General features: G+C 65.4%; 22 protein-coding genes. 18 read left to right on the top strand and 4 right to left on the bottom strand.

The features are described from left to right. Window positions 1-7: 7 nt before the first annotated feature. The 10 genes from rseP to AC56KW_RS05335 all read left to right on the top strand — a co-directional run bounded on the left by rseP (window position 8) and on the right by AC56KW_RS05335 (window position 10,625). Window positions 8-1,345 carry an RIP metalloprotease RseP gene (gene rseP / locus AC56KW_RS05380; protein WP_497169701.1) on the top strand — a complete coding sequence of 446 codons (1,338 nt, stop codon included), beginning with the start codon at window positions 8-10 and terminating at the stop codon, window positions 1,343-1,345. An 82-nt stretch (window positions 1,346-1,427) separates the two neighbouring features. Continuing rightward, window positions 1,428-3,764: an outer membrane protein assembly factor BamA gene (gene bamA, locus AC56KW_RS05375; protein WP_497169700.1), complete on the top strand. Its 2,337-nt coding sequence runs from the start codon at window positions 1,428-1,430 to the stop codon at window positions 3,762-3,764. A gap of 40 nt (window positions 3,765-3,804) precedes the next feature. Further along, window positions 3,805-4,344 carry an OmpH/Skp family outer membrane protein gene (locus tag AC56KW_RS05370; RefSeq protein WP_497169699.1) on the top strand — a complete coding sequence of 180 codons (540 nt, stop codon included), beginning with the start codon at window positions 3,805-3,807 and terminating at the stop codon, window positions 4,342-4,344. A 41-nt stretch (window positions 4,345-4,385) separates the two neighbouring features. Next, on the top strand, window positions 4,386-5,435 hold the full coding sequence (gene lpxD / locus AC56KW_RS05365) for a UDP-3-O-(3-hydroxymyristoyl)glucosamine N-acyltransferase (protein WP_497169698.1): 1,050 nt from the start codon (window positions 4,386-4,388) through the stop codon (window positions 5,433-5,435). Then, the gene (fabZ, locus tag AC56KW_RS05360; protein ID WP_497169697.1) at window positions 5,432-5,929 is read left to right on the top strand and encodes a 3-hydroxyacyl-ACP dehydratase FabZ; all 498 of its coding nucleotides are present in this window, start codon (window positions 5,432-5,434) and stop codon (window positions 5,927-5,929) included. The genes lpxD and fabZ overlap by 4 nt, the downstream gene beginning before the upstream one ends. Window positions 5,930-5,940: 11 nt before the next feature. Beyond that, entirely contained in the window at window positions 5,941-6,729 is a 789-nt protein-coding gene (lpxA, locus tag AC56KW_RS05355) for an acyl-ACP--UDP-N-acetylglucosamine O-acyltransferase (protein ID WP_497169696.1), read from the top strand. After that, window positions 6,713-7,906 (top strand): lipid-A-disaccharide synthase, encoded by a 1,194-nt coding sequence (gene lpxB / locus AC56KW_RS05350; RefSeq protein ID WP_497169695.1) that lies wholly within the window; start codon window positions 6,713-6,715, stop codon window positions 7,904-7,906. Before lpxA ends, lpxB begins: the two co-directional genes overlap by 17 nt. Continuing rightward, window positions 7,903-8,586: a ribonuclease HII gene (rnhB, locus tag AC56KW_RS05345; protein ID WP_497169694.1), complete on the top strand. Its 684-nt coding sequence runs from the start codon at window positions 7,903-7,905 to the stop codon at window positions 8,584-8,586. The genes lpxB and rnhB overlap by 4 nt, the downstream gene beginning before the upstream one ends. Further along, window positions 8,583-9,368, top strand: a complete 786-nt coding sequence (locus AC56KW_RS05340; protein WP_497169693.1) for a TrmH family RNA methyltransferase — start codon at window positions 8,583-8,585, stop codon at window positions 9,366-9,368. Before rnhB ends, AC56KW_RS05340 begins: the two co-directional genes overlap by 4 nt. 60 nt (window positions 9,369-9,428) lie before the next feature. After that, entirely contained in the window at window positions 9,429-10,625 is a 1,197-nt protein-coding gene (locus tag AC56KW_RS05335) for an EAL domain-containing response regulator (RefSeq protein ID WP_497169692.1), read from the top strand. Between the two features lie 454 nt (window positions 10,626-11,079). Here the strand turns inward: AC56KW_RS05335 and ppsR are convergent, their stop codons facing one another. Then, window positions 11,080-11,928 carry a posphoenolpyruvate synthetase regulatory kinase/phosphorylase PpsR gene (gene ppsR / locus AC56KW_RS05330; protein ID WP_497169691.1) on the bottom strand — a complete coding sequence of 283 codons (849 nt, stop codon included), beginning with the start codon at window positions 11,926-11,928 and terminating at the stop codon, window positions 11,080-11,082. Window positions 11,929-12,128: 200 nt separating this feature from the next. Between ppsR and ppsA the strand changes: the two genes are divergently transcribed. The 3 genes from ppsA (at window position 12,129) to AC56KW_RS05315 (ending at window position 16,133) form a co-directional block, all read left to right on the top strand. Then, window positions 12,129-14,576 carry a phosphoenolpyruvate synthase gene (gene ppsA, locus AC56KW_RS05325; protein ID WP_497169690.1) on the top strand — a complete coding sequence of 816 codons (2,448 nt, stop codon included), beginning with the start codon at window positions 12,129-12,131 and terminating at the stop codon, window positions 14,574-14,576. A 178-nt stretch (window positions 14,577-14,754) separates the two neighbouring features. Continuing rightward, window positions 14,755-15,183 carry an NfeD family protein gene (locus tag AC56KW_RS05320; RefSeq protein ID WP_497169689.1) on the top strand — a complete coding sequence of 143 codons (429 nt, stop codon included), beginning with the start codon at window positions 14,755-14,757 and terminating at the stop codon, window positions 15,181-15,183. A gap of 29 nt (window positions 15,184-15,212) precedes the next feature. Continuing rightward, the gene (locus tag AC56KW_RS05315) at window positions 15,213-16,133 is read left to right on the top strand and encodes an SPFH domain-containing protein (RefSeq protein WP_497169688.1); all 921 of its coding nucleotides are present in this window, start codon (window positions 15,213-15,215) and stop codon (window positions 16,131-16,133) included. 28 nt (window positions 16,134-16,161) lie between these two features. Here AC56KW_RS05315 and AC56KW_RS05310 read toward each other — a convergent pair whose 3' ends face one another. After that, window positions 16,162-18,345, bottom strand: a complete 2,184-nt coding sequence (locus AC56KW_RS05310; protein ID WP_497169687.1) for a TonB-dependent receptor — start codon at window positions 18,343-18,345, stop codon at window positions 16,162-16,164. A gap of 120 nt (window positions 18,346-18,465) precedes the next feature. Here AC56KW_RS05310 and AC56KW_RS05305 point away from each other — a divergent pair, with 120 nt between their 5' ends. From AC56KW_RS05305 to AC56KW_RS05295, 3 genes are all read left to right on the top strand, one after another. Then, the gene (locus tag AC56KW_RS05305) at window positions 18,466-19,644 is read left to right on the top strand and encodes a PepSY-associated TM helix domain-containing protein (RefSeq protein WP_497169686.1); all 1,179 of its coding nucleotides are present in this window, start codon (window positions 18,466-18,468) and stop codon (window positions 19,642-19,644) included. Next, window positions 19,641-19,841 (top strand): hypothetical protein, encoded by a 201-nt coding sequence (locus tag AC56KW_RS05300; protein WP_497169685.1) that lies wholly within the window; start codon window positions 19,641-19,643, stop codon window positions 19,839-19,841. Before AC56KW_RS05305 ends, AC56KW_RS05300 begins: the two co-directional genes overlap by 4 nt. 143 nt (window positions 19,842-19,984) lie before the next feature. Continuing rightward, the gene (locus AC56KW_RS05295) at window positions 19,985-21,433 is read left to right on the top strand and encodes a Ppx/GppA phosphatase family protein (protein ID WP_497169684.1); all 1,449 of its coding nucleotides are present in this window, start codon (window positions 19,985-19,987) and stop codon (window positions 21,431-21,433) included. 170 nt (window positions 21,434-21,603) lie between these two features. Here the strand turns inward: AC56KW_RS05295 and AC56KW_RS05290 are convergent, their stop codons facing one another. Continuing rightward, the gene (locus AC56KW_RS05290; RefSeq protein ID WP_497169683.1) at window positions 21,604-22,062 is read right to left on the bottom strand and encodes a SixA phosphatase family protein; all 459 of its coding nucleotides are present in this window, start codon (window positions 22,060-22,062) and stop codon (window positions 21,604-21,606) included. Continuing rightward, window positions 22,034-24,202, bottom strand: a complete 2,169-nt coding sequence (gene ppk1 / locus AC56KW_RS05285; protein ID WP_497169682.1) for a polyphosphate kinase 1 — start codon at window positions 24,200-24,202, stop codon at window positions 22,034-22,036. The genes AC56KW_RS05290 and ppk1 overlap by 29 nt, the downstream gene beginning before the upstream one ends. Window positions 24,203-24,352: 150 nt before the next feature. Here ppk1 and lepB point away from each other — a divergent pair, with 150 nt between their 5' ends. Both lepB and AC56KW_RS05275 read left to right on the top strand, forming a co-directional pair. Further along, the gene (gene lepB, locus AC56KW_RS05280) at window positions 24,353-25,024 is read left to right on the top strand and encodes a signal peptidase I (RefSeq protein WP_497169681.1); all 672 of its coding nucleotides are present in this window, start codon (window positions 24,353-24,355) and stop codon (window positions 25,022-25,024) included. Window positions 25,025-25,136: 112 nt separating this feature from the next. Next, entirely contained in the window at window positions 25,137-26,330 is a 1,194-nt protein-coding gene (locus AC56KW_RS05275) for a multidrug effflux MFS transporter (RefSeq protein ID WP_497169680.1), read from the top strand. Window positions 26,331-26,368 lie beyond the last annotated feature (38 nt).

Below are 26,368 nucleotides of genomic sequence, written 5' to 3'. Positions count from 1 at the left end.
TCGCCCCATGACCATGCTCTACACCGTGCTGGCCTTCGTGCTGGCGCTCGGCCCGCTGATCGTGATCCACGAACTGGGCCACTACCTGGTGGCGCGCGCCTGCGGCGTGAAAGTGCTGCGCTTCTCGGTCGGCATGGGCCGCGTGGTATGGTCGCGCCGCTTCGGCAAGGACCAGACCGAGTGGGCGCTGTCCGCGCTGCCGCTGGGCGGCTACGTCAAGATGCTCGATGCGCGCGACCCCGAGACCGCGCCGACCAGCGACGCCGACCTCGATCGCGAGTTTACCCGCCAGAACGTCTGGAAACGCATCGCCATCGTGGCCGCCGGCCCGCTGGCCAACTTCCTGCTCGCGATCGGCCTGATGGCTGCGTTGTATATGCATGGCGTCGAGGAGCCGTCGGCGCGCCTGCGCGCGGCCCCGGTCGCGTCCGAGGCGGCCAGGGCCGGCGTGCGCGGCGGCGATACGGTGGTGGCCGTGAACGGCAACCCGGTGCGCTCGTGGACCGAGCTGCGCTGGCAGGTCGTGCATGCGGCGGTGGACAAGTCCGACGCCCGCCTCGAACTGCGCAGCGCGCATGGCGGCACCTATGCGGCGACGCTGCCGGCGGCGGTGGTCGGCAGGCTCGACGTCGAGACCGATGTCATGGCCGAACTGGGCCTGGACCTGTGGCGCCCGCAGCCGCGCATCGAGAAAGTGCTGCCGGATGGGGCAGGGCGGCGCGCCGGCCTGCAGGACGGCGACCTGGTGCTGCGCGCCGCGGGCCAGCCGGTCGCCGACGGCATCGTCTTCATCGAAGCGGTGCGCGCTTCGCCCGGCAAGCCGATGGCGATCGAGGTCGAACGGGGCGGCCGTCCCGTGGCCCTGACCCTGACCCCGGAACCGGACGCGAACGGCCGCGGCGTGATCAGGGCGATGGTGGCGCAGGCCCCGGAAATGATCACCGTGAGTTCCGGCCCGTTCGAGGCGATCGTGCGCGGCGTCGAGCGCACCTGGGAGACCAGCGTGATGACGCTCAAGATGATATGGAAGATGATTACCGGAGAAGCGTCGTGGAAGAATGTGACCGGTCCCATTACCATCGCCGACTATGCCGGACAGACCGCAAGAATAGGTCTCGTGAGCTATTTACAGTTCATCGCCTTTATTAGTATCAGCTTAGGAGTAATGAATTTGTTACCAATTCCCGTTCTGGATGGTGGCCATTTACTGTATTATTCGCTGGAAGTTTTGACCGGGCGTCCCCTTCCTGCGCGCGTCGGCGAGTTCGCGCAGCGCGCCGGGGTCGGCCTGCTGTTCATGCTGATGGCGCTCGCCGTCTTCAATGACCTGGTGCGGCTGCTCTAGCGGCCCGCAATCGCTACTGGCACGCACCGGCACAGAATAATATGCAATCGTTGTCCAAATGACTGACCCTTTGATCCAGCCAATGAAATCACAACCAGATCGTTTTGCCCTGCCGTTCATTCGTCGCAGCTTGATCGGCGCTGCCGTGATGGCCCTGTGCGCCAGTAATGCGCTGGCCGTCAACCCGTTCGTCGTCAAGGATATCCGGGTCGAAGGCATCCAGCGGACGGAAGCGGGCACCGTGTTCAGCTATCTGCCGGTGCGCGTGGGCGAAACCTTCGACGATGTCAAGGCCTCGAGCGCGATCAAGGCACTCTACGCCACCGGCTTCTTCAAGGACATCCGGCTCGAGGAAGAAAATGGCGTCCTGGTGGTGCTGGTCGAGGAACGTCCGGCGATTTCGTCTGTGGATTTCACCGGCACCAAGGAATTCGAGAAGGACATGCTGGTCAAGGCGCTGTCCGAGATCGGCGTGGCCCAGACCCGCATCTTCGACAAGGCATCCGTTGACCGCGCCGAACAGGAGCTCAAGCGCCAATATCTGTCGCATGGCCTCTACGGCGTCAAGATCACCACCACTGTGACCCCGATCGAGCGCAACCGCGTGACGATCATGTTCAACGTCGACGAAGGCGAGGTCGCCAAGATCAAGGGCATCAATATCGTCGGCAACAAGGCATTCAGCGACAAAGAGCTGCGCCAGTTGCTCGAACTGCGCCCTTCGGGCTGGTTCACCTGGTACTCGAAGGCCGACCAGTATTCCAAGCAAAAGCTGACCGGCGACCTGGAGTCCATCAAGTCCTGGTACCTGAACCACGGCTACCTCGAAGCCAACGTCGAATCGACCCAGGTCTCGATCACGCCCGACAAGCGCGACATCTACCTGACCCTCAACATCACCGAGGGCGAGCAGTACACCGTCTCGAGCGTCAAGCTCGAGGGCGAGATGTTCGGCCGCGAAGAGGAACTGAAGCAGCTGATCATGCTCCAGCCGGGCAAGACCTACGTGGGTGACCTGCAAGAGGCGACCAACAAGCTGATCTCGGACCGCCTGGGCACCTTCGGCTACGCCTTCGCCAACGTGACGGCCAATCCGGAACTGAATCGCGAGAAGCGCGAAGTCGCGTTCACCTTCTTCGTCGATCCGGGCAAGCGCGCCTATGTGCGCCACATGAATATCTCGGGCAACACGGTCACCCGCGACGAAGTGATCCGCCGCGAATTCCGCCAGTTCGAAAGCTCTTGGTACGACGCCAATCGCGTGAAACTCTCGCGCGACCGCGTCGACCGCCTGGGCTACTTCAAGGACGTGAAGGTCGAGACGCCGGAGTCGCCGGGCACGTCGGACCAGGTCGACGTGAATATCGCGGTCGAAGAAAAACCGACCGGTAACTTCATGATCGGCGGCGCCTTCTCGCAGTCCGAAAAGTTCACCTTCACCGCGTCGATCTCGCAGGCCAACTTCGCCGGCAGCGGCAACACGGTCGGCATCGAACTCAATACCAGCAAATACAACCGCACGATCGCGTTCTCGCAGACCAATCCGTACTTCACCGACGACGGCATCTCGCGCGCCTTCTCGCTGTACCTGCGTACCTCGCGTCCGCCGGCGCTGAACATCGGTTCCTACACCGTGAAGCAGATGGGCGGCAACCTGACCTTCGGCGTGCCGTTCTCCGAGTCCGACACCGTCTACTTCGGCGCCGGTCTCGAACGCACCGAGCTGGAAACCGACCAGACCTCGCCGACGATCTACCAGACCTTCGTGCGCCAGAATGGCGGCCCGGAAAGCGGCATCGGCAAGGCCACCACCAATGCGATCCCGCTGACCGCCGCCTGGGGCCGCGACACCCGCGACAGCGCGGTGACGCCGACCCGCGGCCGGTACCAGCGCGCCAACTTCGAGATCGATGCGCTGGGCGATGCGAAATACTATCGCGCGGTGTACGAGCACCAGTGGTGGAAACCGCTGACCCGCTGGATGACGCTGGCCCTGCGCGGCGAGCTCGATTACGGCAAGGGTATCGGCGGCAGCGCCTACCCGGTGTTCAAGAACTTCTACGCGGGTGGTATCGGCTCGGTGCGCGGCTACGAGAGCTCGTCGCTGGGCGTGGTCGATCCGCGTTACTACGATGCGATCGGCGGCTCCAAGCGCATCATCGCCAACGCCGAGCTGCAGTTCCCGTTCCCGGGCAGCGGCACCGACCGCAGCCTGCGCTGGTTCACCTTCGTGGACGGCGGCCAGGTGTTCCAAGAGGATGCGAAGATCCGTTTCGACGAGTTCCGCTACTCGGCAGGTATCGGCCTGTCCTGGATTTCCCCGGTCGGTCCGCTCAAGTTGAGTTATGCTAAGCCGCTGAATTCGCTACCGGGCGACCGCCTGGAGCGCTTCCAGTTCCAGATGGGCACCGGCTTCTAAGCCGCCCACGGCGACCTGAAGAACGATTGCGAGAGGCTTTATGTTGAAAAATCTGATTGACTCGCTACCCGGTAAAGTCAAGCCGGTGCTGGGCGCCTCGCTGGCGCTCGCTGCCGTGTGCGCCGCGCCCGTGGCGCAGGCGCAGGCGACGACCAGCCGCATCGGCTTCGTCTATACCGAGCGCCTGATGACCGACTCCAAGATGGCCAAGTCGGCCGACGCCAAGCTGGCCGCCGAGTTCTCGAAGCGCCAGAAGGCGGTCGAGGAGATGGTCGGCAAGTACAAGCAGACGTCGGAAAAGTTCGACGCCGAGGCGGGCGGGCTGTCGGAACTCGACCGCACGCGCCGCGCGCGCGAGCTCTACAACATGCAGAAGGATGTCGAGCGCATGCAGCGCGAGTTCCAGGAAGACCTGCAACAGCGCAAGAACGAAGAGCGCGCCGCGATCGCACAAAAGGCTTACAAGCTGGTCGAGCAGGTCGCGGAACAGGAAAAACTCGACGCGGTGCTGGTCGAGGCGGCGTGGGTGAGCCCGCGCGTCGACATCACCGACAAGATCCTCAAGCTGCTCGACAAGTAAGGCAGTACCGTTTTTTTTTGACTCACACTGGAAAGACCGAGATGGGCATTCGACTAGGCGATTTGGTCGAGCGCTTCGGCGGACAGCTGGTGGGCGACCCGGACCTCGAGGTCCTGGCGATCGCCCCCCTGGACAGCGCCGGCGCTTCGCACATCAGCTTCCTCAGCAACAGCAAGCTGCGCGCACTGGCCGCGCAGAGCCAGGCGGCGGCCTTGATCCTGTCGCCGCTGGACGACCCGACGGTGGCCGCAACGTTCGAAGGCGCGCGCATCGTCACTACCAACCCCTACGCCTACTTCGCCCGCGCGGCGCAGTATTTCGTGTCGCTGACCGAGAGCGTGCCCGTGCCCGGCATCCATCCGAGCGCGGTGGTGGCCCCTGGCGCGACGGTCGATCCGACCGCCCACGTCGGGCCGCACGTGACGATCGAAGAGGGCGCGGTGATCGGCGCGCACGCGGTGATCGATGCGGGCTGCTTCATCGGCCGCGAGGCGGTCATCGGCGAATACACGCACCTGTTCGCGAACGTGACCTTCCATACGCGCTGCCGCATCGGCAAGCGCGGCATCCTGCACTCGGGCGCCGTGGTCGGCACCGACGGTTTCGGCTTCGCGGTGGAGGCGGGCGTCTACATCAAGATCCCGCAGACCGGCCGGGTGCTGATCGGGGACGACGTCGACATCGGCGCCAACACCACGATCGACCGTGGCGCGCTGGACGACACCGTGATCGAAGACGGGGTGAAGCTCGACAACCAGATCCAGATCGGCCACAACTGCCATATCGGGGCGCACACGGCGATGGCCGGCTGCGTCGGCGTGGCCGGCAGCGCCAAGATCGGCAGCCGCTGCACCTTCGGCGGCGCCGCGATGGTGCTGGGCCACCTGGAAATCGCCGACAATGTCCACATTTCCTCGGGCAGCATGGTGTCGCGCTCGGTCCTCGAACCGGGCCAGTACACCGGCTTCTACCCCCTGGCCAAGAACTCCGAATGGGAGCGCAGCGCCGCGATCGTGCGCAATCTCGATTCGATGCGCGCCAAGATCCGCACGCTCGAGAAAACCATCAGAAACCTGACAGAAGAAAAATGACCACTCCAGAACTCAAGACCCTCGACATCACCCAGATCAAGGAATACCTGCCGCACCGCTATCCGCTGCTGCTGGTGGACCGCGTGCTGGACGTTGAATTGGGCAAGCGCATCGTCGCGATCAAGAACGTCACCGCCAACGAAGAATTCTTCAACGGCCACTTCCCGCACAAGCCGGTGATGCCGGGCGTGCTGATGATCGAAGCGATGGCGCAGACCGCGGCCATCCTGTCGTTCATGACCATGAACGTGAAGCCCGACGAGAACTCGGTGGTGTACTTCGTCGGCATCGACAATGCGCGCTTCAAGCGTCCAGTTGAGCCGGGCGACCAGCTGCGCATGGAAGTCGAGATCCTGCGCGTTGCGCGCGGCATCTGGAAATACAAGGCGGTGGCGACCGTCGACGGCAAGGTGGCGGTAGAGGGTGAACTGATGTGCACCATCCGCGGCGCCGCGGAGGCGACGATGAAAGGCCCGGAAGCAGCGGCCGAGTAAGGAGGATCAAGATGAGCAAGATTCATTCGACCGCGATCGTCGATCCGAAGGCGGAGCTGGACAGCTCGGTCGAGGTAGGCCCGTATTCGATCATCGGACCGAATGTGCGCATCGACGCCGGCACCGTGGTCGGCCCGCACGTGGTCATCGAAGGCCACACCACGATCGGCAAAGAAAACAAGTTCTTCCAGTTCTGCTCGATCGGCGGCGCGCCGCAGGACAAGAAGTGGAACGGCGAGCCGACCCGCCTCGAAGTGGGCGACCGCAACACCGTGCGCGAGTTCGTCACCTTCAACCTGGGCACGGTCCAGGACGAAGGCGTCACGCGCGTCGGCAGCGACAACTGGATCTCGGCCTACGTCCACGTGGCGCACGACTGCCAGGTGGGCAGCAACACGATCTTCTCGAACAACGCCCAGCTCGCGGGGCATGTGCAGGTGGGCGACTGGGCCATCCTGTCGGGCTACGCCGGCGTGCACCAGTTCTGCAAGATCGGCGCCCACGCCTTCATCGGCATGTACACGAGCCTCACGCAGGACGTGCCGCCGTATGTGCTGGTGTCGGGCAATCCGGCAGGTGCGCGCGGCGTGAATCTCGAAGGGCTCAAGCGGCGCGGGTTTGCGCGCGAGCAGCTCGATGGAATCCGCGGCGCCTACAAGTTGCTGTATCGCTCGAACCTGACGCTCGAAGAGGCGAAGGCTGCCTTGCAGGCCGAAGAAGAGCGTTTGCCTGCGGCTGCGGGTGAGATCCGCCTGCTGCGCGAATTCCTCGGTACGGCCACCCGTGGCATCGTCCGCTGAAGGTTCGAACGCCGTCTCGCTGGCCCTGGTGGCCGGCGAGGCGTCCGGCGACATGCTTGCCGCGCGCCTGCTGGCGGGGCTGCGGCCGGTGCTCCCGGACGCGCGCTTCCACGGCATCGGCGGGCCGCGCATGATCGAGCAGGGCATGGTGAGCGACGTCCCGATGGACACGCTCACGGTGCGCGGCCTGTTCGAGGTCATTCCCCGCTATCGCGAACTGAAGGGCATCCAGAAACAGCTGCGCGATCGACTCCTGCTCGAAAAGCCGGCAGCCTTCATCGGCGCCGACTATCCCGGTTTCAACCTGGGCCTTGAAGAAGACCTGCGCTGTGCCGGCATCCCGACCGTCCACTTCATCGGCCCGCAGATCTGGGCCTGGCGTGGGGGGCGGATCAAGAAGATCCAGCGCGCGGTGTCGCACATGCTGGTGATCTTCCCTTTCGAGGAAGCGATCTACCGCGACGCCGGGGTGCCGGTGACGTATATCGGGCATCCGCTGGCCGAGACCATTCCACTGGTGCCCGATGTCGCGGCGGCGCGCCGGGCGCTCGGGCTGTGGCCTGACGCGCGGGTGGTGACGGTGATGCCTGGCAGCCGCATGGGCGAGCTGAAATACCTGGCCGAGCCGTTCGTGCGCGCCGTGAAGCTGCTGGCCGCGCGCGACCCTGGCTTGCGTTTCGTGGTGCCGATGGTCGGCGCGCGCCAGCGCGCCTACTTCGACGAGATCGTGGTCAAGGCGGGTTTGCAGGACGTCGAACTGCAGCTGACCGATGCCGGCTCGCATACGGCGATCGCCGCCGCCGACGCGGTGCTTGTCGCTTCCGGCACCGCGGCGCTGGAAGTGGCGCTGTTCAAGAAGCCGATGGTGATTGCCTACAAGGTGATGGCGGCGTCGTACGCGATCATGCGCCATATGGGTTACCAGCCGTGGATCGGCCTGCCGAACATCCTGGCGCGCGAATTCCTGGTGCCGGAGCTGATCCAGCATGCGGCCACACCCGAGGCCATGGCCGATGCCGTCTGGGCCCAGCTGCAGGATGCGGCAGGGCGCGAGCGGCTGGCAGCGCGCTTCCTCGAAATGCACCACGGCCTGCTGCGCGACAGCGCGCGCGAAAGCGCCGACGCGGTATTGAAAGTAATAGGCCGCGATGTTTATCCCACGCGCGAACCGGAATGAGCAAGAAGAAAGTCAATCTGTATCCCGGCCTGCCCAAGCGCGGCCGGCCATTCACCGATCTCGACATCGTGTGCGGCGTCGACGAGGCGGGTCGTGGTCCGCTGGCCGGGCCAGTGTTCGCGGCCGCGGTGATCCTCGATCCGCGCCGGCCCATCGAGGGCTTGCGCGACTCGAAGAAGCTGACCGAGGCGCGTCGCGACGAGCTGGCCCCCCTGATCCGCGAGCACGCGCTGGCCTGGTCCATCGCCGAGTGCTCGTGCGAAGAGATCGACAGCATCAACATCTTGCAGGCGACCATGCTGGCGATGCGGCGCGCGGTGGAGGCGCTGCACACGGTGCCCACGCTGGCCCTGATCGACGGCAACCGCTGCCCCCAGATGGACGTGCGTGCGCATGCGATCGTGGAGGGCGACGACAAGGTCAACGCGATCTCGGCCGCCTCGATCCTGGCCAAGACCGCGCGCGACGCCGCGCTAGTGCGCCTGCACGCCTTGTACCCGCTCTATGGTTTCGACCAGCACAAGGGCTACGGCACGCCGCTGCACCTGGAGCGCCTGCGTACGCACGGCCCTTCGCCGGCGCACCGCCGCTCGTTCGCCCCGGTGCGCAACCTGTTGCAGGTCGACCTGTTCGGCGACATGCGTGTCGACATCGGTGGAACAATGACTGAAGCAGCATGAAGACCATCACCTCGCGCGACAACGCGTTCTACAAAGACCTGAAAAGCCTCGCCACGAGCTCGCAGGCGCGGCGCAAGGCCGGGCAAAGCCTGCTCGACGGCGTGCACTTGTGCCAGACCTGGCTCGACCTGCGCGGTGCGCCGCGCCACTGCGTGGTGTCCGAGGGGGCGCTGGGCAACCTCGAAGTACAGGCCATCGTCGCCCGTTGCGACGCCGTGCAGGCGCCGGTGACGGCGCTGCCGGACGCACTGTTCAACGCCGTCAGCCAGGTCGAGCATGGCGTGCACCTGCTGTTCGTGATCGATTCGCCGCAGCCGTCGAACGCACCGGCCCTGGTTGGCGCCAGCGTGCTGCTCGACGGCGTGCAGGATCCCGGCAACGTCGGCTCGATCCTGCGCAGCGCCGCGGCGGCCGGCATCAAGCAAGTCTACTGCAGTCCCGGCACCGCCTTCTGCTGGTCGCCCAAAGTGCTGCGCGCCGCAATGGGCGCGCACTTCGTGCTGGAGATTTTCGAGCAAGTGGAGCTGGCGCCGCTGGTGCGCGCCGCGACGGTGCCGGTGCTGGCCACCAGCGGCTACGCGGCCGAGCAGCTGTACGCGATGGACTTGCGCCAGCCGGTGGCCTGGGTGCTGGGCCACGAAGGGCAGGGCGTCTCGGATGAATTGCTGTCGCTGGCGACGCACCGGGTCGCGGTGCCGCATGCGGGCCAGGTGGAGTCGCTCAACGTCGCGGCCTGCGCCGCCGTGTGCTTCTTCGAGGGGCTGCGCCAGCAGCAGGCTTAAGCAGGTCTGGACGGCTTCCCTTGCTTCGCGTAGGCTGGCGGCTGGGAAACTGGAGCAACGATGGACATCGCGCATTTGCATTTTCTGGTGGCGCAAGCCGACACGACCCAGCGCAGGGCGCTGGTGGACTTGCTGGGCCAGCTGGGCGCCAGCCGCGTCACCGACGTCCCGGACGGCCATCTCGCGCTGCAGGCTCTGGAAGCGGGCCTGGCGCCGACCGTCAACGTCGCCATCCTCGATCTTGACCTGCCCGGCATGGACGGCCTGGAGCTGATTCGCAAGCTGGGCCAGATACAAGTCCCGACACGGGTGATCATCATCGGCGCCCAGCCGTCCGACCTGCTGTTTTCGGTAGAGTCCCTGGCCCAGGCCTTCGGCGTCGAGCTGCTGGGCGCGATCGCCAGGCCGGTGAGCGCCGCCAGACTGAAGCCGCTGCTCGACAATTACGCGCCGCTGGCGCGGCCACCAAGGAGGCCTGGCGGCCCGCGCTTCTCGTTCCAGCACATCGGCATTGGCCTGCAAAAGCGCCAGTTCGAACCGTTCTTCCAGCCGAAGATCGAGCTCGCGACCGGCCAGGTCAAGGGCCTGGAAGCCTTCGCCCGCTGGCGCCATCCCGAGCACGGCGTGCTGGGTCCCGTATCCTTCATGGAAGCGCTGGAAGAGAGCGGCCGCATGGATTTCCTCGACTGGAGCATGATCGAGCTGTCGGTCGAGCGTTGCCGCTGGTTCCAGGACCAGGGCATCCCGGTCCCGATCTCGCTGAACATCGCTCCAGAGACGCTGGCCCACCCGGCGTTCACGCGCCAGATCGCCGCTTCGCTCGAGCGCCACAAGGTGCTGCCCGACTACATCACTTTCGAGATCCCCGAATCCTCGGTCCTGAACACCAATCCCGACTTCATCGAACGCCTGGTCCGCCTGCGCATGATGGGCTTCGGCCTGGCGATCGACGACTATGGCACCGGGAGATCCAATCTGCAGCTGCTGGCGCGCATCCCCTTCACGGAGTTGAAGATCGACCGCAGCTTCGTCGACGGCGCCTCGAAACGCCGCCCTCTGGGCACGGTCCTGCGCAGCTGCCTGAACCTCGCCCACAGCCTGGACCGCATGTCAGTAGCCGTCGGCGTCGAAACCCGCCAGGACTGGGATTTCCTGCAAGACCTGGGCTGCACCTACGCCCAGGGCTACCACATCGCCAACCCCATGGAAGCCTCCGCCTTCCCCTCCTGGCTCGCCGACTGGCGCCAATTCTTCTAACCCCGACCAATAACCCAACAATGAGGGTCAGAGTAGATTTATTGAGCAATTTCCCAAATTCGGCCGGCGAATAAGTAGGGTCAGAGTAGCATTATTGGCCAATTACTCGGGAGATATCCAGGGTCGGAGTAGAATTAACAGCTCATCAGTAAGAGTTGTCTAAGAATTCCACTCCGACCCTATTTATTTTTTGGAGAGCTATAGCGCTAACAATTCAAAGTTAATTCTTAGGATTATCCTATTTCCCAGCCGCTGGCCCAAAACAAGGAAAACCCCGAAAAACGATGAGGATCAGAGTAGGATTGCTGAGCATTTCCTCAACGTTGTCAAACAAATCGACTCTGACCCTAATTAACATGCACGAGCTTTTCAGCAAGCTAAGTGCTCGTTTGTGCGGAGTTAATAGATACTCGGGAATCTTTCTAATTAATTCTACTCTGACCCTCATTGTTGGTCAGTATTCGCGGCGGTCGGGTTTGATTTCCTGGAGGATCGTGGTGGCGATTTCTTCGATGGATTTGGTGGTCGAAGAGAGCCAGCGGATGCCTTCGCGGCGCATCAGGTGCTCGGCTTCGTTGACTTCGTAGCGGCAGTTTTCGAGGGAGGCGTATTTGCTGCCAGCGCGGCGCTCGTTGCGGATTTGCGAGAGGCGCTCCGGGGTGATCGTCAGGCCGAACAACTTGGCCTTGAATGGCGGCAAGGAACTCGGCAGCCTGCCGCGTTCGAAGTCATCGGGGATCAAGGGATAGTTTGCCGCTTTCAGCCCGTATTGCATCGCCAGATACAGGCTGGTCGGCGTTTTGCCGGAGCGCGAGACGCCCACCAGGATCACGTCGGCCTCGGCCAGGTTCTTGTGCGACTGGCCGTCGTCATGCGCCAGCGAGAAATTGATCGCTTCGATGCGGTTCTTGTATTCCTCGGTGTCCACCGCATTGTGGATGCGCCCGATCGTGTGCGTCGACTTCACGTCCAGTTCCTGCTCGAGCGGCGCCACGAAGGTCTGGAACAGGTCCATGTGCATGCCGTTCGCCGCCCGGATCACGCTCGACAGATCATTCTTGACCAGCGTCGAGAACACGATCGGACGCTGCCCATGCAGCGCGAAACTCTCGTTGATGCGGCGTGCGGCGTCGTGCGCCTTGTCGATCGAATCCACGAACGGCAACCGGATCTGGCGAAAACGCAGGTCGAACTGGCTCAACACCGCGTGACCGAAGGTCTCCGCCGTGATGCCGGTGCCGTCGGAAACGAAGAACACGGTGCGCGAGGCGGTGACTGGGGGAGGCAGGGAATCGTCGGTCATGGTGGCTGGATCGAATGCTTTGCTGACAAAGTTGCATCAAAAGTGCGCTGCACATCACCCTGTGGCGGGGTAAAATGCTCGGCAACGGGTTTTGCATTGTGCTGCACGCGGGCCAGAATAACAAGAACACGACGTAGTCGCCCCCGCGTCCAGGCTCAATGCGCCAACAGGTTTCCATCATCAAGTAAGGGTGTTTTACCATGACTAACCTAGCTACTCCAGCATTGAAGCCCGACGCAGTGGAGCCCGACGGTTCCAATCGCATCTACGTGGCCTCGTTCGAAGACCTGCGCATGACCGACGTCGAGTCGGTCGGCGGCAAGAACGCCTCGCTCGGCGAGATGATCAGCCAGCTGGCAAATGCCGGCGTGCGCGTGCCGACCGGCTTTGCCACCACCGCCGACGCGTTCCGCGATTTCCTCGACTACAGCGTCGACGGCGGCGCATCCCTGGGCGAACGCATCGCGCGCCGCCTCGACAACCTGGACGTCGACGACGTGCGCACGCTGGCAACGGTCGGCGCCGAGATCCGTGGCTGGATCGTCGAGACCCCGTTCCAGCCACGCCTGGAACAAGAGATCCGCTCGTTCTACGAACGCCTGGTCGCCGGCTCGGAAACCGAAGTCTCGTTTGCCGTGCGTTCGTCGGCCACCGCCGAAGACTTGCCGGATGCGTCCTTTGCCGGTCAGCAGGAGTCGTTCCTGAACGTGGTCGGGATCGACAACGTACTCGAGGCGATGAAGCACGTCTTCGCCTCGCTCTACAACGACCGCGCGATCTCGTACCGCGTGCACAAGGGCTTCACCCATGCCGAAGTCGCGCTGTCGGCCGGCGTGCAGCGCATGGTGCGCTCGGACACCGGCGCGTCCGGCGTCATGTTCACCATCGATACCGAATCGGGCTTCAAGGACGTGGTGTTCATCACGTCGAGCTATGGCCTGGGCGAGACCGTGGTGCAGGGCGCGGTCAACCCGGACGAGTTCTACGTCCACAAGCCGATGCTCGCGCAGGGCAAGTCGGCCGTCATCCGCCGCAATATCGGCTCCAAGCTGATCAAGATGGAATTCACCAGCGAAGCCAAGGCCGGCCGCTCGGTCAAGACCGTCGACGTGCCGATCGAGCTGCGCAACCGCTATTCGCTGGTCGAGGAAGAAGTCATCGAGCTGGCCAAGTACGCGGTGATCATCGAAAACCACTACGGTCGTCCGATGGACATCGAGTGGGGCAAGGACGGCCGCGACGGCAAGCTGTATATCCTGCAGGCGCGTCCCGAGACCGTCAAGTCGCAGCAGAAGTCGACCGACGCCCAGCAGCGCTTCCAGCTGAAGGGCACCGGCACCGTCCTGACCCATGGCCGCGCGATCGGCCAGAAGATCGGCGCCGGCCCGGTGCGCGTCATCACCGACCCGAGCGAAATGGAACGCGTGCAGCCGGGTGACGTGCTGGTCGCCGACATGACCGACCCGAACTGGGAGCCGGTCATGAAACGCGCTTCTGCGATCGTCACCAACCGCGGCGGCCGTACCTGCCACGCGGCGATCATCGCGCGTGAGCTGGGCGTGCCGGCGGTGGTCGGCTGCGGCGACGCGACCGACGTGCTCAAAGACGGCACCCTGGTCACCGTCTCGTGCGCCGAAGGCGACGAAGGCATGATCTACGACGGCCTGCTGGAAACCGAGGTCACCGAGGTCGCGCGCGGCGAGCTCCCGCCGATCAAGACCAAGATCATGCTCAACGTGGGCAACCCGCAGCTGGCCTTCGACTTCCAGTCGGTGCCGAACAACGGCGTCGGCCTGGCCCGTCTCGAGTTCATCATCAACAACAATATCGGCGTGCACCCGAAGGCCATCCTCGAGTACCCGAACATCGACGCCGACCTGAAAAAAGCGGTGGAGTCGGTCGCCCGCGGCCACGCCTCGCCGCGCGCCTTCTATGTCGACAAGCTGGTCGAGGGCGTGGCGACGATCGCCGCCGCCTTCTGGCCGAAGCCGGTGATCGTGCGCCTGTCCGACTTCAAGTCGAACGAGTACAAGAAGCTGATCGGCGGTTCGCGCTACGAGCCGGACGAAGAAAACCCGATGCTGGGCTTCCGCGGCGCGGCGCGCTACCTGGCCGAGGACTTCGCCGAGTCGTTCGCGATGGAATGCGCGGCCATGAAGCGCGTGCGCAACGACATGGGCCTGACCAACGTCGAGCTGATGGTGCCGTTCGTGCGCACCCTGGGCCAGGCCGAGAAGGTCGTGGACCTGCTGGCCAAGAACGGCCTGACGCGCGGCGAGAACGGCCTGCGCCTGATCATGATGTGCGAAGTGCCGTCCAACGCCATCCTGGCCGAGCAGTTCCTGCAGTACTTCGACGGCTTCTCGATCGGTTCCAACGACCTGACCCAGCTTACCCTGGGGCTGGACCGCGACTCCGGCATGGAGCTGCTGGCCAAGGACTTCGACGAGCGTGACCCGGCCGTCAAGGCGATGCTGTCGCTGGCGATCAAGGCCTGCCTGGCGCAGGGCAAGTACGTTGGCATCTGCGGCCAGGGGCCGTCGGACAATCCGGACTTCGCCCAATGGCTGGTGGATGAAGGCATCGAATCGATGTCGCTCAACCCGGACTCGGTAATCGAGACCTGGCAGAAGCTGGCCAAGGGCTGATCGCCGGCCGATCGCCGCCATGCCACAGGGGGGGGCTGCCAGTGTTACACTGGCGGCAATGTTCGCTTTCCAAGCCCTCACGATTGACCGCCGCCGCCCAGCGCGGTCACGCAAACCCTCGCTACCCACTCCGGGTAGCGAGGGTTTTTTCATTCCATGACAAGAAGGAGACGTTGACATGTCCGACTGGACGTACTGGCTGATCGGGGCCGGTGTGCTGATCGTGGCCGAGCTGTTCATCGGCACGTTCTATCTGTTGATGATCGCGCTTGGCCTGCTGTTCGGCGCCGGCGCCGCCTGGCTTGGCGCCAGCGGAGCGTTGCAGACGCTGGTCGCGGCGCTGGTCGGCATCGGCGCCACCATGGTGCTGCGCCGCACCCGCTACGCCAGGCCGGGGCGCGGCAAGGCCGCGAACGACCCGAGCATCAACCTCGATATCGGCCAGCGCGTCACGGTGCCGCGGTGGCAGGACCGCCGTGCGCGCGTGATGTACCGCGGCGCGCTGTGGGACGTCGAACTGCGCGCCGGCGTCGAGCCGCAGCCGGGCGACTTCGAGATCGTCGAAGTGCAGGGCAACCGCCTGATCGTGGCGCGCCGCCAGGCCTGATACCAAAACCATCACAAGAAGGGATGCACATGGAACTGTCTTTCAGCGTGGTCGCGATCGTGATCTTCGCCATCGCCCTGGTCTTCGTCTTCAAGACCATCAACGTGGTGCCGCAGCAGAACGCCTGGGTGGTCGAACGCCTCGGCAAGTACCACGCCACCCTGGCCCCGGGGCTGAACATCGTGGTGCCGTTCGTCGACCGCATCGCCTACAAGCACAGCCTGAAGGAGATCCCGCTCGACGTGCCGCCCCAGGTCTGCATCACGCGCGACAATACCCAATTGCAGGTGGACGGCATCCTGTACTTCCAGGTGACCGACGCCATGCGCGCCTCCTACGGGTCGTCGAACTATATCCAGGCCATCACCCAGCTGGCCCAGACCACCTTGCGCTCGGTGATCGGCCGCATGGAGCTGGACAAGACCTTCGAGGAGCGCGACCACATCAACACCCACATCGTCAACGCGATCGACGAATCGGCGGCCAACTGGGGCGTCAAGGTGCTGCGCTACGAGATCAAGGACCTGACGCCGCCGGCCGAGATCCTGCACGCCATGCAGGCGCAGATCACGGCCGAGCGCGAGAAGCGGGCCCTGATCGCGGCCTCGGAAGGCCGGCGCCAGGAACAGATCAATATCGCCAGCGGCGAGCGCGAGGCGGCGATTGCGCGCTCCGAAGGCGACAAGCAGGCCCAGATCAACCGCGCCCAGGGCGAGGCCGCGGCCATCGTGGCGCTGGCCGAAGCCAGCGCCTCGGCACTGCGCCAGGTAGGCGAGGCGATCGCCTCGCCGGGCGGGATGGACGCCGTCAGCCTGCGCGTGGCCGAGCACTATGTCGATGCCTTCGCCAACCTGGCCAAGACCAACAATACCCTGATCGTGCCGGCCAACCTCGGCGATATGAGCACCGTGATCGCCAGCGCGCTGCAGATCGTGAAGGCGCAGAAGTAGGGCGACCAGACAGGGGTGTCGGCCCGGCCTAGAACCCCACCGTCGCCGACACCACCAGGCTGCGCGGCGCCGCCAGCACCAGGTAACCCGAGCCCGGATAACCGCCGGCCGAGGCCCAGTAGTTCTTGTCCGTGACATTGTCCAGGCGCGCGCGCAGCACCAGGTCGCGATCCATCAAGCGGGTGTCGAAGGTGGCGCCGAGGTCGAGCCGGGTCCATGACGGCAGCTTCTGGGTGTTGGCGCCGTCGGCGTACTGCTTCGCGGTGTACACGGTGCGCGCGTTCAGCGACAACCCGTCCACGCCCGGCACGGCCCAGTCGGCGCCGATATTGAGCTGCGTTTGCGGCACGCCGATCGCATCCTTGCCCTGGTTCTTGCCTGCCTGGGTGATGCGCTGCTCGGCGTCGAGCAGGGTCAGGCCGCCCAGCACCTTCAGGCCGCGCAGCGGCGTGCCGAAGACCGACAGCTCGACGCCGCGGTTGCGCTGTTCGCCGAACACGCCGAACACGCGGTTTTCGACATAGGCGCTCGGCTGGCTGGTCGAGAACGCGGCCGCGGTCAAGCCGTAGCGGCCACTGTCGTACTTGACGCCCGCTTCGCGCTGGCGCGAGACATAGGGGGCGAACTTGGTGCCCGAGTTGACGATGTCGACACCCGACGCCTCGGGGCCGCGCTGCAGGCCTTCGCTGTAGTTGGCATACACCGACAGGTCCTTGCGCAGCTTGTAGACGATGGCGGCGAACGGTGTGTTCTCGCTTTCCTCGTAGCCGGCGGTTTCGAGACCCGTGTCGTTGGCGTAGCCATAATCCTTGAGGCGCTGGTGGCGCAGGCCGACGTTGACCAGCACCTTGTCGTCCATGAACGACATGGTGTCTGCGATCGCGACGCTCGACAGGATGGACTTGCTGGTCACCAGGGGATTGTTCATGTCGCCGCCGGTCGGCCAGGCGTTGGCCGGCGGCGCGGCGACGTCGCGCGGGGTGTAGATGTTCGAGGCGAAGCCCGCGAAGTCGCTCATGCCGAAGGCGTTGCGCGACCTGGAATGAAAGCCGGACGCCGACGCGCTCAGCACGTGCTTGACGGCGCCGGTGCGCAGTTCGCCGCGCACGCCCACTTCGCCGGTGCGCACCTGGTCCTTGCGGATATTGTCGAAGCGGCTCATGGTGCCGTCGCCGCCGGCGTTCCTGACGGTGATCGACGACAGGATGTTGTATTCCTGTCCGCTACGCAGGCCGGCCGCGGCCCAGGCGACCGCGCCGCCGGCCAGATCGACCTCGGCGCGCACGGTGCCGAAGGTGTGGCGCTCGCGCGAGACGGTCCACGGTTGGGCGAAGTTGCGGTCCGCATCCGGCGCGGCGATCATCGGCGCCGTATCCAGGAGGGTCACGCTCGGGCGCGCATTGGTCAGCTGATGGTCTTGCGCGCCGATGTCGGCCGACAGGCGGTAGCCGCGGCCGCGGTAATCGAAGCCGAGCGCGTACACGGACAGTTCGCGTTCTTCGCGGTCGACCGCCGTGTCGCCATTGCGGTGGGCGACGTTGACGCGCACCCCGGCGCGGCCTTGTTCACTAAAACGGCGGCCCAGGTCGATGGCGCCATAACCCTGGCCTCCCGTTTCGACGCCGGCGGTCACTTCGCTCAGGTCCTGGTTCGGCGCGCGCTTGGGCAGGATATTGATCGAGCCGCCGATGCTGCCCCCCGCGGGCGCCGCGCCGTTGATGAAGCTGTGGGCGCCGCGCAGCACCTCGACCCGTTCCATCAGCTCGGAGGCGACGAACTGGCGCGGCAGCAGGCCGTACAGGCCGTTGTAGGCCGTGTCGTCCGAACCGACCGCGAAACCGCGGATCATGTACAGCTCCTGGTAGTTGCCGAAGCCGCGCGCCACCCGCACCGAGGGATCGTTCTGCACCACGTCGGCCACGCTGCGCGCCTGCTGGTCCTGGATCAGCGCATGGGTGTAGTTGGTGCTGTTGAACGGGGTGTCCATGATGTCGACATTGCCCAGCAGCCCGAGGCGCCCGCCGCGCGCCACCTGGCCGCCGGCATACGCCGCCGGCAAGCCCTGGGCCGAGGCGTCGGCCGAGGCGGTCACGACCACGGTCTGGATATCCGGGTCGGCTTGCTGGGCGAAAGCTGTCGTGGAAACGAGGAGGGCTGCGGCCAGCGCGGCCGGCGTCGGGGACGGTTTCAGGGTCTTGCGCGGGGTGGTCATGGGTCTGCTCTTCTTATGCAATCAAGGTAACGCGCATTCTATGCCTCGTGCTTGCATATGTAAATGAGAACGATTATTATTCATGGTCTGTATCTCTAGCTATATAGCCCACCCAATAACATGTCACCCGTTTCCTTGCGCCGCTGGGGCTGGATTCATAAATGGTCCAGCCTGGTCTGCACCATCTTCATGCTGCTGCTGTGCCTGACCGGCCTGCCGCTCATCTACCACCACGAGATCGGCCACCTGCTGGGCAACGAGGTCGAGCCACCGACCCTGTCGCAACCGACGCCCATGGGCAATGTCGACGCCGTGATCGCTTCCGCCAAGGAGCTGTACCCGACCAAGAAGCCGATGTTCATCTCCCAGGAAGCGGACGTGCCCGAGATCTGGCACGTCACCCTGGCCGACCACATGCACGACCACGACTACAAGCCGATCGCGGTCGATGCGCGCACCACCAAGGTGATCGTCGAGCCGGCGTTCGAGGGCGGCGTCTTCATGTCGACCATGCTGGCGCTGCACGTCGACCTGTTCATGGGCCTGGCCGGCAAACTGTTCCTGGGGTTGATGGCCTTGCTGCTGCTGGTGGCGATCGTCAGCGGCGCGGTCCTGTACGCGCCCTTCATGCGCAAGCTCGATTTCGGCACCGTGCGCAAGGAGAGAAGCAGCCGCCTCAAGTGGCTCGACATGCACAACCTGCTGGGCATCGTCACGCTGACCTGGCTGTTCGTGGTGGGAGGTACCGGCATGATCAATACCTGGGCCGACCTGATGCTCAAGTATTACCAGCACAATGAGCTGGGCCAGATCCTGGCCCAGTACAAGGACAAGGCGCCGCAACCGCATACCGCCTCGGTGCACGACGCGATCGAGAAGGCCAAGGAGCGCCTGCCGGGCATGCGGGTCGCCTTCGTGGCCTTCCCCGGCACCGACTTCAGCAGCGAGCACCACTACGGCATCTACATGAACGGCGACGAGCCGTTCAGCTCCCGCATGTACCAGCCGGTGCTGGTCGACGCCCATACCGGGGAACTCACCGACGCGCCCGAGTTGCCGTGGTACCTGAAGGCGCTACTGGTGTCGCAGCCGCTGCACTTCGGCGACTACGGCGGGCAGTGGATGAAATTCCTGTGGGCGGTGCTCGACATCGCCACCATCGTGATCCTGGTCACTGGCCTGTACCTGTGGGTCAAGCGCGGCAAGACCGCCAGCGCGACGGCCAAGGCCGCGGCGCTGGACAAGACCGCGGGGGTGCACGCCGCGCCGGCGCTGGCGCGCGAAGGAGGCGCATCGTGAGCCGCAGGGACCGTACCGCGGTGCAGATCTGGGGCGCGCCGATCGTGCTCGCCATCCTCACCACCATCGGCCTGATCTCGGCGCTGCTGGGGGACGGCATCTGGGATGCGCTGTCCGCCGTCACGCTCGGCATTCCCTGCCTGGCAGGCGCCTGGTACAGCCTGCGCCGCCGTCCTGCTCCGACCCGCGAGCGCTGAACGCGACGCCCGGCGCAACAGCCGGACGACTTTTCGCGTGCCGGAGTTGGTCGCGGCCAGCGCCACGCTGTATACTTGGCACCTTTCGATCCCGCGTGCCGCATAGGCTGGCCGCGGGACGCGTCCATTTTCGAAAGGGACTCATGTTTGCAGCAGTCGATCTCGGGTCCAACAGCTTCCGCCTGCACATCGGCGAACCGCTCGGCGCCCGCATGCGCATCGTGCGCACGGCGCGCGATCCGATCCGCCTGGCGGCGGGACTCGACAGCGACAACATGCTTACCGAGGCGGCCATGCGCGCGGCCATCCGCTGCCTGTCCGATTTTCGCAAGATCCTCGACGAATACCACCTCGACGCCGTGCGCGTGGTGGCCACCAACACCATGCGCGTGGCGCGCAACGCCGACCAGCTGCTGCCGCAGCTCGAAGCCGCCATCGGCCATCCGATCGAGATCATCTCGGGCGAGGAAGAAGGACGCCTGATCTACATGGGCGTGACGCGCGCCATCGAGCGCCAGGACGAGCGGCGCCTGGTGATCGACATCGGCGGCGGCTCGACCGAGGTCATCGCCGGCACGGGCGCCGAGATCCACCTGGTCGAGTCATTCGGCATCGGCACCCAGCCGCAGACCCGCGCCTATTTCGCCGACGGCCGCATCACCGCGCGCGGTTTCGACGCCGCCGTGACGGCCGCGCGCGCCCGCTTCGAAGATGCGGCCTCGCTCTACCACGCCCAGGGCTGGGACGCAGCCTACGGCTCTTCCGGCACGATGCGCGCCATCTCCGAAGTCATCGGCCGCAACGCGATCGGCGACGGCGCGGTGTCGCAGGCAAGCCTGCTGCTGCTGCGCGACATCCTGATCGAGCTGGGCCATGTGGACGCCTTCGCCCTGCAAGGGGTCAAGCGCGAGCGGGTGCCGGTGATGGTCGGGGGCCTCACGGTGCTGATCGGGGCAATGCAGGAACTGAAGGTCGAGCGCGTGCAGGCGATCAATGCCGGGCTGCGCCTGGGCGTGCTATCAGACCTCGAGCTGCGCGCCACCCGGCGCGACCGGCGCGACGCCGCGATCCGCTCGTGCATGCAGCGCTTCCGGGTCGACACCCAGCGCGCACTGCGCACCTGCGGCATCGCGACCCTGCTGTACGAACGCCTGCAGCCGCAGGCCGACAGCCAGCCGCACTACCTGGCCTGGAGCGCGATGCTGCACGAGATCGGGCTGGCGATCTCGATGAGCGGCGCGCACAAGCATGGCGCATATATCGTCGAGCACGCCGACCTGGGCGGCTTCACCACGCGCGAGCAGCGCCTGCTGGCGACGCTGGTGCTGGGGCAAAAGGGCAACTTGCGCAAGATCCGCGAGGCGCTGGTCGAGCCCGACCTGGCCAAGGCGGTGCTGGCGCTGCGCCTGGCCGTGGTGCTCATGCATGCGCGCGCCGACGACGACATCGGCGGCCTGCGTTTGCGCATCAAGGGAAAGATCGAGATCGACCTGCCGCCGCAATTGCTGGCGCGGCATCCGACGCTGGCGCCGTGGTTCGAGAAGGAAGAGGAGAACTGGAACGAAGTGGGTATGGCGTTCCAGGTACGCTAGGCGCTGGCGCCACGCACGCCCGCACCCGTCGTTCCCGCGCAGGCGGGTATCCCGGTTGGCTCGCGCCAAAGCCACGTTCGGGATGCCCGGCTGATCGAACGGCCCGGGTTCCGGCCTTCGCGGGAACGACGTGCATGGGCCAGTGGTTTCGTTCGGCGCCGGCGCCGGCGTCAGCGCAGCTTGCCGATCACATCCGGCCCCGCCACCAGCCGGATATACGGCACGCCGTCGGCTGCCTTGTGTTCGATCCAGAACACGCCCGCCTTGCGGATGCGCCAATCCTGCTTGTCTCCGCACAGCACCATCGATGCCACCTGGCCCAGCAGCGGCTGGTGGCCGACGATCAGCGCCGGCTGGCGGTGCGCCGGCCAGCCGCAGGCTTCGATGATCGCTTCGACGCGCGATTCGGTGCCCAGCGCGTCGACCACCTGGTAGCGCCGCCCCAGCGCCTGCACGGTCTGGATGCAGCGCGTGGCAGGGCTGACCAGGATGCGGCAGGTCGGCGGCAGCTTGCGGTCCAGCCAGGCGCCCATGCGCGCGGCGTGGCGTTGGCCCTTGGGCGTCAGTTCGCGCAGCGCGTCCGGTTCTCCTGGCTCGGCCTCAGCGTGGCGCCACAGGATCAGTTCCATGCTCGATCTCCTTGTCGTTGCTATCGTTTTCGTGATGGGTATTGGCGCCCCCCAGCAAGTCCATCAGCACCTGCTGCGCGCTGTAGCGCGCCTGCTTGCCGCGCGGCTTGCGGCGGCGGTAGCGGCCGTCGGCCGCCAGTTCCCAGGCGTTCACATTGTCCTTCAGGTAAGGATGCAGCCCCTCGCGCATCACGCGCCGCTTGAGCGCGGGTGAGCGGATCGGGAAAGCCACCTCGACCCGGCGGAACAGGTTGCGGTTCATCCAGTCCGCGCTGCTGAGCATGACGTCGTGCTTCAGGTTGTTGCGGAAGTAGTAGATCCGGGTGTGCTCCAGGAAGCGGCCGACGATCGAGCGCACCTTGATGTTGTCCGACAGGCCCGGCACGCCGGGGCGCAGCGCACATGCGCCGCGGATGATCATGTCGATCTTGACGCCGGCCTGCGAGGCGTCGTACAGCGCCTTGATCACCGATTCGTCGGTCAGCGAATTCATCTTGGCGATGATGCGCCCGGGGCGGCCCTGGCGCGCGATGTCGGCTTCTTGCCGGATCGCGCGCACGGTTTCCTTCTGCAGCGAGAACGGCGCCAGCCAGATGCTCGACAACTGCTTGGGGCGGGTCATGCTGGTAAGGTGGATGAAGACCTCGTTGACGTCGGCGGTGACATCGGGATCGGCCGTCAGCAGGCCCAGGTCGGTATAGAACCTGGCCGTGGTGGGGTTGTAATTGCCGGTGCCGAGGTGGGCGTAGCGCCGCAGCCCGCTCGGTTCGCGGCGCAGCACCAGGGCCATCTTGGCGTGCGTCTTGAGGCCCACCACGCCGTATACCACCTGGGCGCCGGCCTGCTCGAGCTTCTCGGCCCAGTTGATATTGGCTTCCTCGTCGAAGCGCGCCATCAGTTCGACGATGACGGTCACTTCCTTGCCGCGCCGCGCCGCCGCGATCAGCGCATCGACCAGTTCGGAGTTGCTGCCGGCGCGGTAGATGGTCTGCTTGATCGCCACCACGCTCGGGTCGGCCGCCGCGCACTCGATGAAGTTGAGCACCGGCTGGAACGATTCGAACGGGTGGTGCAGCAACACGTCCTGCTTGCGCAGCGAGGCGAACAGGTCGGGGCCGGACAGCTTGCCGGGATAGCCGGCCGCGAACGGCGGGAAGGTGAGTTCGGGCTGGTCGTTGTTGTTGGCGACTTCCAGCAGGCGGCTCAGGTTGACTGGACCATCGACCCGGAACAAGCGGCTGCGGTCGATCTGGAACTGGTTGAGCAGGAAATCCGACAAGTGCTCGGGGCAGGAACGACCTACCTCGAGGCGCACCGCGAAGCCGTACTGGCGGCTGTGCAGCTCGCTCTGCAGGGCCTGGCGCAGGTTCTTGACTTCTTCTTCGTCGACCCACAGGTCGCTGTTGCGGGTGACCCGGAACTGCGAGTACGACACCACCTCGCGGCCGGTGAACAGGTCGGCCATATGGGCCTGGATCACCGAGGACAGCAGGCAGTAGGAGGCGCCTTTCTTGTCCGACAGTTCGTCCGGCAGCCGGATCACGCGCGGTAGCACGCGCGGCGCCTTCATGATGGCGATGCCTGATCCGCGTCCGAAGGCATCCTTGCCGGCCAGCTCCACGATGAAGTTCAGGCTCTTGTTGATCACGCGCGGGAACGGGTGGGCCGGATCGAGGCCGATCGGGGTGAGCAGCGGCCGCACCTCGCGGTCGAAGTACTGCTTGACCCAGGCGCGCTGGGCCGCATTGCGTTCGCTCCGGTGCAGCAGGTGGACGCCGTGCTCGGAGAGCTGCGGCAGGATTTCCTGGTTGAACAGGCTGTACTGGCGGGCGATCAGGTGGCGGCATTCCGCGCAGGCGCGCTCCAGGCTGGCGGCCAGGCCGTCGGGCAGGGCGCCGCTCTTGCGGTCGATCTGGTACTGGGCCAGCAGGCTCGCCACCCGCACTTCGAAGAATTCATCCAGGTTGCTGGCGACGATGCAAATGAATCGCAGGCGTTCGAGCAGTGGAATGGCGGGATCTTCGGCCTGGGCCAGCACGCGGCGGTTGAATTCGAGCAGCGACAGCTCGCGGTTCAGATAGGCGCCGCCGTCGGAAAATTGCTTGAGTTCAGCCTCGATGGCCTTCTTTTTCATGTCCATGGTCTGCGGTCGTAGTCGTTCCGCAGCTAGTGTAGATGTCAAATATGACAGCCCGGTGACACTCGGGCGCGCCATCGCCTTAACGAACTGCTAAGCCTCGTGTCGACGCCGACGGTTAAGCTCGAGTCTCCATTCACCCGGGAGCCGTCCATGAAAAACGTCGTTCGCGCCAACAAGGGCTTCTTGATGTTCCTGCTGCTGTTCGGCGTGTTTCGCAGCGCGGTGGCCGACTGGAGCCCGATCCCGAGCGGCTCGATGCGGCCCAACCTGCTGGAGGGCGACGTGGTGCTGATCAACCGCATGGCCTTCGACCTGAAGATACCATTGACCGAACTGAGCGTGGCGCATCTTGGCGAGCCGGCGCGCGGCGACATGGTCGTGTTCCATTCGCCGCACGACGCGATGCGCCTGATCAAGCGTGTGCTGGCGGTGCCGGGCGACCTGGTCGAAATGCGCGGCGACCGCCTGTTCATCAACGGCGAGGGCGCCACCTATGCGGTGCTGGGCCAGGCGCGCGAACGCAGCCGGGGTGTCGAGGTCGATGCGATCCGCCTGGAAGAGCAGGTGGCCGGCATGCGCCAGCGCATCCAGCTGCTGCCCGGGGTCGCGGCGCCGCGCAGTTTCGCGCGGCTGCGGGTGCCGGCCGGTGCCTACCTGATGTTGGGCGACAACCGCAACGACAGCGCCGATTCGCGCGTGATCGGACTGGTGCCGCGCGAAAAGCTGATCGGGCGCGCCGAGCGGGTGCTGGTGTCGGCCGCCTACCAGGAAAACTGGATGCCGCGCCTGGACCGTTTCGGGATGTCGCTGCGCGCGCCGTAGCCTGCCGCCTGGTGAGGATCGGTGACGATTGACGAGGGCGAAATAGCGTACAATCCCGTCCCCCCCGCGCTCGCATCGTGCAGTGCGGGTACCGATTCCGAAAGTGTAGTACATGCAAAAACTCCTGACCGTCATCCTCGCCTGCCTCGGCATGATCGGCGCATTGGCCATCGACACCTACCTGCCGTCGATGCCGGCGATCGGCGCCGAATTCGCGGTCGGCCCGGTGGCCGTGCAGCAGACCTTGAGCGTATTCCTGTTCACCTTCGCCTTCATGATGCTGTTCTACGGAACGCTGTCCGACTCCTTCGGTCGCCGCCCCGTGATCCTGGCCGCCCTGTCGGTCTACACCCTGGCCTCGATCGGCGCGGCCTGGGCCCCGAGCTTCGGCTGGCTGCTGGTGTTTCGCGCGCTGCAGGGCCTGTCGGCCGGCGCCGGCTCGGTGATCGGGCAGGCCATCGTGCAAGACCGCTTTGCGGGCCCGCAGGCCCAGCGCATGATGTCGCATATCATGATGGTGTTCGGCCTGGCGCCGGCGATCGCGCCGATCCTGGGAGGATGGCTGCACGTGACCTTCGGCTGGCGCTCGTCGTTCGTGTTCCTGGCGCTGTTCGGCGCCGCCATGATCGTACTGTGCTACAAGCTGCTGCCCGAAAGCCTCCCGGTCGAGAAGCGCCAGGTCTTCCATCCCGGCACCATCGGCCGCAACTACCTGATGGTGCTGCGCAACCCGCAGTTCGTGTTCCTGGCCTTGTCGGTCGGCCTGGCGTTCAGCGGCCTGTCGCTGTATATCGGCTCGGCCTCGAATTTCGTGATGGAGATCCTGGGCCTGCCCGAGACCGCCTTTGCCTGGATGTTCATCCCGCTCGTGGGCGGCATGGTGGTGGGGTCGGCCTGGGGCGGCAAGCGCGCCCACAGCGCGACCCCTGGCGGCATGATGTGGACGGGCTACGCCGTGATGGCGCTGGGCGTGGTGCTCAACGTCGGCTATCACAGCCTGGCGCCGGCCAGCGTGCCGTGGTCGGTGCTGCCGCTGTTCGTCTATACCTTCGGCCTGGCGGTGGCGATGCCGGCGGTCCAGCTGACCGCCATGGGCCTGTTCCCGCAAAACCGCGGCCTGGCCTCGTCGATGGTCGGCTTCATCCAGATGATGGCGTTCGCCCTGGTGTCGGGCCTGGTGGCGCCGCTCCTGTTCGAGAGCGCCCTCAAGCTGGCGCTGGGCGTGGCGGGCGGACTGGCGCTGAGCTTCGGCGCCTGGCGGTTGTCGGTGCGCACCTCCGTCGCTCCCGCGAAGGCGGGAGCGTAGGGTGGACGGGTCTCCCCGTCCACGCGGTGATGGTTTGC

The sequence above is a fragment of the Telluria sp. RT2P19 genome, assembly GCF_059685725.1.
The sequence above is the reverse complement of the archived record's forward strand: the minus strand, read 5'-3'. Positions and strand labels throughout refer to the sequence as shown.

Bases quoted from the DNA above. Each gene is read 5' to 3' on its own strand.
- AC56KW_RS05305 (WP_497169686.1), top strand. From the start codon at position 18,466: ATGTCACCCGTTTCCTTGCGCCGCTGGGGCTGGATTCATAAATGGTCC.
- fabZ (WP_497169697.1), top strand. From the start codon at position 5,432: ATGACCACTCCAGAACTCAAGACCCTCGACATCACCCAGATCAAGGAA.
- AC56KW_RS05290 (WP_497169683.1), bottom strand. From the start codon at position 22,062: ATGGAACTGATCCTGTGGCGCCACGCTGAGGCCGAGCCAGGAGAACCG.
- ppsA (WP_497169690.1), top strand. From the start codon at position 12,129: ATGACTAACCTAGCTACTCCAGCATTGAAGCCCGACGCAGTGGAGCCC.
- rnhB (WP_497169694.1), top strand. From the start codon at position 7,903: ATGAGCAAGAAGAAAGTCAATCTGTATCCCGGCCTGCCCAAGCGCGGC.
- AC56KW_RS05370 (WP_497169699.1), top strand. From the start codon at position 3,805: ATGTTGAAAAATCTGATTGACTCGCTACCCGGTAAAGTCAAGCCGGTG.
- AC56KW_RS05315 (WP_497169688.1), top strand. From the start codon at position 15,213: ATGGAACTGTCTTTCAGCGTGGTCGCGATCGTGATCTTCGCCATCGCC.
- lepB (WP_497169681.1), top strand. From the start codon at position 24,353: ATGAAAAACGTCGTTCGCGCCAACAAGGGCTTCTTGATGTTCCTGCTG.
- lpxA (WP_497169696.1), top strand. From the start codon at position 5,941: ATGAGCAAGATTCATTCGACCGCGATCGTCGATCCGAAGGCGGAGCTG.
- rseP (WP_497169701.1), top strand. From the start codon at position 8: ATGACCATGCTCTACACCGTGCTGGCCTTCGTGCTGGCGCTCGGCCCG.
- lpxD (WP_497169698.1), top strand. From the start codon at position 4,386: ATGGGCATTCGACTAGGCGATTTGGTCGAGCGCTTCGGCGGACAGCTG.
- AC56KW_RS05310 (WP_497169687.1), bottom strand. From the start codon at position 18,345: ATGACCACCCCGCGCAAGACCCTGAAACCGTCCCCGACGCCGGCCGCG.
- ppsR (WP_497169691.1), bottom strand. From the start codon at position 11,928: ATGACCGACGATTCCCTGCCTCCCCCAGTCACCGCCTCGCGCACCGTG.
- bamA (WP_497169700.1), top strand. From the start codon at position 1,428: ATGAAATCACAACCAGATCGTTTTGCCCTGCCGTTCATTCGTCGCAGC.
- AC56KW_RS05335 (WP_497169692.1), top strand. From the start codon at position 9,429: ATGGACATCGCGCATTTGCATTTTCTGGTGGCGCAAGCCGACACGACC.
- ppk1 (WP_497169682.1), bottom strand. From the start codon at position 24,202: ATGGACATGAAAAAGAAGGCCATCGAGGCTGAACTCAAGCAATTTTCC.
- AC56KW_RS05320 (WP_497169689.1), top strand. From the start codon at position 14,755: ATGTCCGACTGGACGTACTGGCTGATCGGGGCCGGTGTGCTGATCGTG.
- AC56KW_RS05340 (WP_497169693.1), top strand. From the start codon at position 8,583: ATGAAGACCATCACCTCGCGCGACAACGCGTTCTACAAAGACCTGAAA.
- AC56KW_RS05275 (WP_497169680.1), top strand. From the start codon at position 25,137: ATGCAAAAACTCCTGACCGTCATCCTCGCCTGCCTCGGCATGATCGGC.
- AC56KW_RS05295 (WP_497169684.1), top strand. From the start codon at position 19,985: ATGTTTGCAGCAGTCGATCTCGGGTCCAACAGCTTCCGCCTGCACATC.